3 protein-coding genes, 1 tRNA gene and 1 rRNA gene are annotated in these 8,490 nt (G+C 70.5%); 2 read left to right on the top strand and 3 right to left on the bottom strand.

Going from position 1 to position 8,490, the window contains the following annotated elements; translation table 11 throughout:
• Positions 1-4,917: HAMP domain-containing protein (locus GPJ59_RS29680; RefSeq protein ID WP_308120557.1), on the bottom strand; the 4,917-nt coding region annotated here is incomplete at its 3' end.
• 230 nt (positions 4,918-5,147) lie between these two features.
• Here GPJ59_RS29680 and GPJ59_RS29675 point away from each other — a divergent pair.
• A complete protein-coding gene (locus GPJ59_RS29675; RefSeq protein ID WP_219670999.1) occupies positions 5,148-7,676 on the top strand; it encodes a SpoIIE family protein phosphatase in 2,529 nt (842 codons plus the stop codon).
• A gap of 52 nt (positions 7,677-7,728) precedes the next feature.
• Positions 7,729-8,241 (top strand): DinB family protein, encoded by a 513-nt coding sequence (locus tag GPJ59_RS29670; RefSeq protein WP_219670998.1) that lies wholly within the window; start codon positions 7,729-7,731, stop codon positions 8,239-8,241.
• 46 nt (positions 8,242-8,287) lie between these two features.
• Here the strand turns inward: GPJ59_RS29670 and GPJ59_RS29665 are convergent.
• Positions 8,288-8,360, bottom strand: a tRNA-Thr gene (locus GPJ59_RS29665).
• Between the two features lie 5 nt (positions 8,361-8,365).
• Positions 8,366-8,482 (bottom strand): 5S ribosomal RNA (gene rrf / locus GPJ59_RS29660).
• Between the last annotated feature and the right edge of the window lie 8 nt (positions 8,483-8,490).

Below are 8,490 nucleotides of genomic sequence, written 5' to 3'. Positions count from 1 at the left end.
CTCCGGCTCCGCCGGCGGCAGCGGGGCGGCCTGACCGGCCGCGCGGCGGTACAGGTCGCCGCGGCTGCCCGGCGCCGGCTGCGCGTACCCCTGCGGCGGCAGCTCGCTCGGGTGCAGCGGCAGGTACAGCGTGAAGGTGGAGCCGCGGCCCGGCTCGCTGGCCGCGTGGATCTCGCCGCCCAGCAGCCGGGCGATCTCCCGGCTGATGGACAGGCCGAGCCCGGTACCGCCGTACTTGCGGCTGGTGGTGCCGTCGGCCTGCTTGAACGCCTCGAAGATCACCAGCATCTTGCTCGCGGCGATGCCGATCCCGGTGTCCGTGACCGAGAAGGCGATCAGGTCGCCGTCCGCCTCCCGCAGCGAGCCCGCCTCCAGCAGCTGCTCGCGGATGGCCTGCGGGACGTCCGGCCCGGCCGGCCGGATCACCAGCTCCACCGCGCCGGTGTCGGTGAACTTCACCGCGTTCGACAGCAGGTTGCGCAGCACCTGCAGCAGGCGCTGCTCGTCGGTGTGCAGCGTCGCGGGCAGCTCCGGGGAGACCCGCACCGAGAAGTCCAGGCCCTTCTCCGCGGTCAACGGCCGGAAGGTGGCCTCCACATAGTCGACCAGCTGCACCAGCGCGATCCGGGTCGGCGAGACGTCCATCTTGCCCGCCTCGACCTTCGACAGGTCCAGGATGTCGTTGATCAGCTGGAGCAGGTCCGAGCCGGCGCCGTGGATGGTCTCGGCGAACTCGACCTGCTTCGGCGAGAGGTTCTCGTCGGCGTTGTCGGCCAGCAACTTGGCCAGGATCAGCAGCGAGTTGAGCGGGGTGCGCAGCTCGTGCGACATGTTGGCCAGGAACTCCGACTTGTAGCGCATCGAGACCGCCAGCTGCTCGGCGCGCTCCTCCAGGACCTGCCGGGCCTCCTCGATCTCGGTGTTCTTCACCTCGATGTCCCGGTTCTGCTGGGCCAGCAGCTCGGCCTTCTCCTCCAGTTCGGCGTTGGCCGCCTGGAGCGCCTTCTGCCGGTTCTCCAGCTCGTCGGACCGCTCGCGCAGCTGCTCGGTCATCTCCTGCGACTGCTTGAGCAGCATCTCCGTCTTGGAGTTGACGCTGATGGTGTTGACGCTCGTACCGATCATCTCGGCGATCTGGGACAGGAAGTCCTTCTGGATCTGCGTGAACGGCTGGAAGGAGGCCAGCTCGATGACGCCGAGCACCTTGCCCTCGAACAGCACCGGCAGCACGATCACCTGCGCCGGCGGGGCCTCCCCGAGCCCGGAGGAGATCTTCAGGTAGCCGGGCGGGGTGTTCTCGACCAAGATCGTCCGCTTCTCCTCCGCGACCGTCCCGATCAGCCCCTCGGCCGGGCGGAACGACGTCGGCATCTGGCTGCCCGCGTACCCGTAACTGCCGCGCATCCGCAGCTCGTACGAGCCCTCGCCGGCCTCGGTGCCGATCTCGCTGGTGCCACCGGCCGGCTGGGCCAGGAAGAACGCGCCGTGCTGGGCGGAGACCACCGGCGTCAGCTCGCTCATGATGAGGCCGGCCACGTCGTCGAGGTCGCGGCGGCCCTGCATCAGGCCGGAGATGCGGGCCAGGTTGCCCTTGAGCCAGTCCTGCTCCTTGTTCGCCAGCGTCGTGTCGCGCAGGTTGGCGATCATCGTGTTGATGTTGTCCTGGAGGACCTGGATCTCGCCCGCCGCGTCCACGTCGATCTTCAGGTTCAGGTCGCCGCGGGTCACCGCCGTGGCGACGGCCGCGATGGCCCGCACCTGGCGCGTGAGGTTGCCGGCCATCTCGTTGACGGACTCGGTCAGATCGCGCCAGGTGCCGTCCACGTCGCGGACCCGGGCCTGACCGCCGAGGATGCCCTCCGTGCCCACCTCGCGGGCCACCCGGGTCACCTGGTCGGCGAACGACGACAGCTGGTCGACCATCGTGTTGATCGTGGTCTTGAGCTCCAGGATCTCGCCCCGGGCGTCGATGTCGATCTTCTTGGTCATGTCGCCCTTGGCGATGGCGGTCGTGACCATGGCGATCTGCCGCACCTGGCCGGTGAGGTTGGAGGCCATGAAGTTCACCGAGTCGGTGAGGTCCTTCCACGTCCCCGACACACCCGGTACGTGCGCCTGGCCGCCCAGGATGCCGTCGGTGCCCACCTCACGGGCCACCCGCGTCACCTCGTCGGCGAACGACGACAGCGTCTTCACCATGGTGTTGACGGTGTCGGCGAGCTGCGCGACCTCGCCGCGCGCCTCGACCGTGACCTTCTTCGTCAGGTCGCCGTTGGCGACCGCCGCCGAGACCTGGGCGATCCCGCGCACCTGCGCGGTCAGGTTGCCGGCCATCGTGTTGACGTTGTCGGTGAGGTCCTTCCAGATGCCGGTGGCCCCGCGCACCCGGGCCTGGCCGCCCAGGATGCCCTCCGAGCCCACCTCGCGGGCCACCCGGGTGACCTGCTCGGCGAACGACGACAGCTGGTCCACCATCGTGTTCACGGTGGTGACCAGTTCGAGGATCTCGCCCTTGGCGTCGACCGTGATCTTCTTGGACAGGTCGCCCATCGCGACCGCCGTGGTCACCTCGGCGATGTTGCGCACCTGCGAGGTCAGGTTGTTCGCCATGAAGTTGACGGACTGGGTGAGGTCCTTCCAGGTGCCGGAGACGCCCTTGACCTCGGCCTGGCCGCCGAGGATGCCCTCCGTACCCACCTCGCGGGCCACCCGCGTCACCTGCTCGGCGAAGTTCGACAGCTGGTCCACCATCGTGTTGATGGTGTTCTTCAGCTCCAGGATCTCCCCGCGCGCATCCACGTCGATCTTCTGCGACAGATCACCGCGCGCCACCGCCGTGGCGACCTGCGCGATGTTGCGCACCTGCGACGTCAGGTTCCCGGCCATGCCGTTCACCGAGTCCGTCAGGTCGCGCCACACACCGGCCACGCCCGGCACCTGCGCCTGACCGCCCAGGCGGCCCTCCGTACCCACGTCCCGCGCGACCCGGGTCACCTGCTCGGCGAAGCCGGAGAGCTGGTCCACCATCGTGTTGATGGTGTTCTTCAGCTCCAGGATCTCCCCGCGCGCATCCACGTCGATCTTCTGCGACAGATCACCGCGCGCCACCGCCGTGGTCACCTGCGCGATCTGACGCACCTGGGAGGTCAGGTTGCCGGCCATGAAGTTGACCGAGTCGGTCAGCTCCTTCCAGGTGCCGGACACCCCCTCCACCCGGGCCTGCCCGCCGAGCCGGCCCTCCGTGCCCACGTCCCGCGCCATCCGCGTGACCTGGTCGGCGAAGGACGACAGCTGGTCGACCATCGTGTTCACGGTGACCTTCAGCTGGAGCATCTCGCCGGAGACGTCCACGGTGACCTTCTGCGACAGGTCGCCGTTGGCCACCGCCGTGGTCACCTGCGCGATGTTGCGCACCTGGCCCGTCAGGTTGCGGAAGGCGGTGTTCACCGAGTCGGTGAGGTCCTTCCACGTACCCGCCGCACCCGGCACCTGCGCCTGACCGCCCAGCTCGCCCTCGGCGCCGACCTCCCGGGCCACCCGGGTCACCTCGGCACCGAAGGCCTGGAGCTGGTCCACCATCGTGTTGACGGTGTTCTTCAGCTCCAGCATCTCGCCGGCCACGTCGACCGTGACCTTCTGCGACAGATCGCCGTTGGCCACCGCGGTGGTGACCTGGGCGATGTCCCGTACCTGAGTGGTCAGGTTGCGGAAGACCGTGTTCACCGAGTCGGTGAGGTCCTTCCACGTACCCGCCGCACCCGGCACCTGCGCCTGGCCGCCGAGCAGGCCCTCCGCGCCGACCTCGCTGGCCACGCGGGTCACCTCGTCGGCGAAGGTGCGCAGGGTGTCCGTCATCTGATTGATCGTTTCGGCGAGCTGCGCCACCTCGCCCCGCGCGCTCACCGTCACCTTCCGGGTCAGGTCACCGTTCGCCACGGCCGTCGTGACCTGCGCGATTCCCCGGACCTGGGCCGTCAGGTTGCCCGCCATCGTGTTGACGGAGTCGGTCAGGTCCTTCCACACGCCGGCGACGCCGGGCACCGTGGCCTGGCCGCCCAGCTCACCCTCCGTACCCACCTCCCGGGCCACCCGCGTGACCTCGGAGGAGAACGACGACAGCTGGTCCACCATGGTGTTCACGGTGTTCTTCAGCTGGAGCATCTCGCCGGCCACGTGCACCGTGACCTTGCGCGAGAGATCGCCCTTGGCGACCGCCGTCGTGACCAGCGCGATATCACGCACCTGAGCGGTGAGCCGGTAGGCCATCGTGTTGACGGAGTCGGTCAGGTCCTTCCAGGAACCAGACATTCCGCGCACCTGGGCCTGGCCGCCGAGCTTGCCCTCGGTGCCCACCTCCAGCGCGACCCGGGTCACCTCGTCGGTGAACGCCGACAGCTGGTCCACCAGGTTGTTGACCGTACGGCCGACCCTCAGGAACTCCCCGCGCAGCGGGTGCCCCACCCCGTCCGGGCCCTGCGTACGCAGCTCCATCCGCTGCTGGAGATCGCCCTCGGCCACCGCCGAGAGCACCCGGCCGACCTCCGACACCGGCCGGGCGAGATCGTCCACCAGCTGGTTCGAGGCGTCGATCGCGGCCGCCCAGGAGCCCTCGCAGACCCCCGTCTCCAGCCGCTCGCTCAGCTTGCCCTCGCGCCCGACCGTCCGCCGCACCCGGGACAGCTCCCCGGTCAGGTGCAGATTGCGGTCGGCGACCTCGTTGTAGACGGCGGCGATCTCCGCCATCACACTGTCGCCCGACACCGTCAGGCGCTTGCGGAAGTTCCCGTCCCGCATCGACACCAGCGCCGCGAGCAGCCGGTTCAAGGCCGCGGTATCGACCTCCGTCGTCCCGCCCCGGCGGGTTCGTCCGCCCTTCGCGCGCGTGCCCGAGCGTCGCGCGGCTACGCCAGACTCCACCGTGTCCCTCCCGATCAGGGGTTCGACCACTGCTCGACCGGCCACCGGATTCCCGCGGTCGGCCCTTCTAGCCTTCCCAGTGTTTCACCCCGGCGGAACCCGGCCATAACACTTCGGCACCTTCGCACACGGCCTGCACCTGCGGGTGGACTTCGTGAGGACGGCACCCGTACCGGCCGCGAAGGTAAGTAACCTGGCATCCGACTGTCCCACCGCGTCGAAGGAGACTCGTGATCACGGCTCGGGCGGCTGCCAGCTTCGATCCCGTCGGGCGCTCGGTCGCCGCGGCCCGCGCGTTCGTCCGCGACACCCTGCACGGATGGGGGTACGCCGACGTGGTCGACGACGCGGTGGTGCTCACCAGCGAGCTGGTGACCAATGCAGTGGTGCACGCCGGCACCCGGGCCGAGGTGCTGTGCCTGCGCGCCGAGGACGGCGTACGGGTCGAGGTCGCCGACCGCTACCCGGAGCGCGAGCTCCCCGTCCAGCACCCCGCCGAGCGCCCGTACGGCGACCCGGACCGCGAGAACGGCCGCGGCCTGATGCTCTGCGCCGCCCTCGCCACCCGCTGGGGCGTCGAGTACACGGCCACCCACAAGCAGGTGTGGTTCCGGCTCGACCTGCCGGACCGTCCGGTCGGTACCCGCTCCGCCGGTCCCGTCGTCCCCGACCGCATGCTGCCCCTGGCCGACGCCCGGGTCCGCGTCGCCGTCCTCCAGATCGACGCCGGCGGCCTGATCAGCGCCTGGAACGAGGACGCCGAGCACATCTTCGGCCACCTCGCCGAGAAGGTGGTCGGCCGCCCCCTGAGCGAGCTCGCCGCCTGGCCGCAGACCCCCGGCACCGGCACCGGCATCGCCGAGGCCCTGCGGCTGTCCCGCTGGGAGGGCAGCTACGGCCTGCGCGCCGCCGACGGCCGGATCATCCCCGTCTACGCCTCGCACCTGCGCGTCCGCGACGCCCACGGCGAGCCCTCCGTGGTCTGCCTGCTCGTCCACGACGACGAACGGGCCCTGCTCCAGACCCCGGCCCGGGTCCCCACGGCCGACGCCGGCCCGTTCACCGAGCCGCGCGCCGCCGACCCCTTCGAGGTCTTCATCGGCTCCCCCGCCCCGGACGACCTCGACGGACTCCTCCAGCGCACCGTCGAGCGCGCCCGCGACATGCTCGACGCCGACGCCGCCTTCCTGCTGCTGGCCACCGACGACGAGACGGAACTGGAGGTACGGGCCACCACCGGCCTGCCCTCCACCCGCCAGCGCTTCGCCCGGGTCCCCGTCGAGGCCGGCGCCAACCGGTTCGGCTCCGCCCGGATGCCCGCCGTCCACGAGGACCTCGCCTCCCAGCCCGGCGCCGTACCGCTGCTCCAGTCCACGGGCATGCGCTCCGCGGTCACCGTCCCCCTCAAGGTCGAGGGCCGGCTCACCGGTTCCCTGGGCGTCGCGGCCGAGATGCCCGGCCGCTACTCCAACGCGGAGGCCCTGCGGCTGCAGTTCGCCGCCGACCGGATCGCCCTCGCGGTGGAGTCCGCCCGCCTCGGCGAGCTGGAGCGGCTGCGCCGCGGCTCGCTGTCCTTCCTCGTCGAGGCCTCCGACCTGCTGGCCGGCACCCTCGACCGGGACCAGACCCTGGCCCTGACGGCCCAGATGACCGTGCCGACCCTGGCCACCTGGTGCGCCGTCTACACGATCGCCGACCAGGCTTCCGAGCCGTACCTCAGCTACGTGCTGCACGAGGACGAGGAACGCATCGACGGCCTCAAGGCCCTCCTGGCCCGGCTCAGCCCGCCCGAGCGGTTCACCGAGCCCCCGGCCGCCCGCCCCTGGCGCGCGGCCGCCGGAGCGGTGGGCGGCGAAGCCGTCGTCCTGCCCCTGATGGCCCGCAACCGCGTGATCGGCATGCTGACCCTCGGCAACCCCTCCGGGGAGCACTTCCGCCAGGAGATCCTGGAACTCGCCGAGGACCTCTCCCGGCGCGCGGCGCTCGCACTGGACAACGCCCGCCTCTACTCCGAGCGCATGGCCATCAGCCGCTCCCTCCAGCGCAGCCTCCTGCCGCCCGGCTCCCCCGCGATCCCCGGCATGGAGGTCGAGGTCATCTACCGCGCGGCCGGCGAGGGCAACGAGGTGGGCGGCGACTTCTACGACGTCTTCCCGATCCGCGACGGCGCCTACGGCTTCGCGATCGGCGACGTCTGCGGGACGGGCCCGGAGGCCGCCGCCGTCACCGGCCTCGCCCGGCACGCCCTGCGCCTGCTGGCCCGCGAGGGCCTGGGCGGCCCGGCCGTCCTGGAGCGGCTCAACGCGGCCATCCTGGACGAGGGCGCCCGCAGCCGCTTCCTCACCCTCCTCTACGGCGAGCTGCACCCGCAGCCCGCCGGCGGCGCCCTGATGAAGGTGGTCTGCGCCGGACACCCGCTGCCGCTGCGGCTGCGCCCGGACGGCGAGGTGGTCGCGGCGGCCGAACCCCAGCCGCTGCTCGGCGTCATGGAGGACCTCGACCTGTACGAGGAGACGCTCACGCTCGACCCGGGCGACGTACTGCTCTGCGTCACGGACGGCGTGACCGAGCGCCGCGAGGGCACCCGGATGCTCGGTGACGACGGCCTCGCGGACGTCCTCACCACCTGCACGGGCCTGACCGCCGGCGCCGTCGCCTCGCGCGTGCTGCGCGCCGTCGAGCGCTTCGCGGCGGAACCGGCCTCGGACGACATGGCCATCCTGGCCTTCCGGGTGCCGGAACAGCGGTCGGGCGATTAATCCCCGGCAAAACAGCTGCGCCTGGCCTAAACCTGCGCTAGCGTCACCGGGCATGCCGACCCCCCGAACTCGCCCCGAATACACCGCCGATGAGCGCACTCAGCTCGTCGGCTGGCTGGACATGCAGCGCTCCATCATCCAGTGGAAGTGCCAGGGTCTCGCCGAGGAGAACGCCCACCGCGCCGTCCTTCCGGCCTCGCCCCTGATGACGGTCGCCGGACTCGTCTCCCACATGCGCTGGGTGGAGCATTGCTGGTTCGAAGTGATGCTCCTGGACCGCCCGTCCGATCAGAATCCCCAGTTCGGGGACATCGAGGACGCGGACATGCGGGTCGAGGGAACCTCGCTGACCCAGCTCCTGGAGGAGTACGACGACCAGTGCGCGATATCGAACGAGATCATCGCCGCGCATTCCCTGGACGACACCGGCCGTAACGCCGACTACAAGGCCGGCTCTGCCTCCCTGCGCTGGATTCTGCTCCACATGATCGAGGAGACGGCCCGTCACGCCGGCCACCTGGACGCGCTGCGCGAGCTCCTCGACGGCGAGACCGGCTACTACTGACCAACGCAAGAAGGCCCCCACCGAATGGTGGGGGCCTTCTTTTCTGAGCCCTTTAACGGAATCGAACCGTTGACCTTCTCCTTACCATGGAGACGCTCTACCGACTGAGCTAAAAGGGCGGGTTGTTCGGCGGCGTCCTACTCTCCCACAGGGTCCCCCCTGCAGTACCATCGGCGCTGAAAGGCTTAGCTTCCGGGTTCGGAATGTAACCGGGCGTTTCCCTAACGCTATGACCACCGAAACACTATG

This window comes from Streptomyces bambusae (genome assembly GCF_019400985.1).
GTDB lineage: Bacteria > Actinomycetota > Actinomycetes > Streptomycetales > Streptomycetaceae > Streptomyces > Streptomyces bambusae_A.
The sequence above is the reverse complement of the archived record's forward strand: the minus strand, read 5'-3'. Positions and strand labels throughout refer to the sequence as shown.

Coding starts and splice junctions, on each gene's coding strand:
- GPJ59_RS29670 (WP_219670998.1), top strand. CDS start 7,729: ATGCCGACCCCCCGAACTCGCCCCGAATACACCGCCGATGAGCGCACT.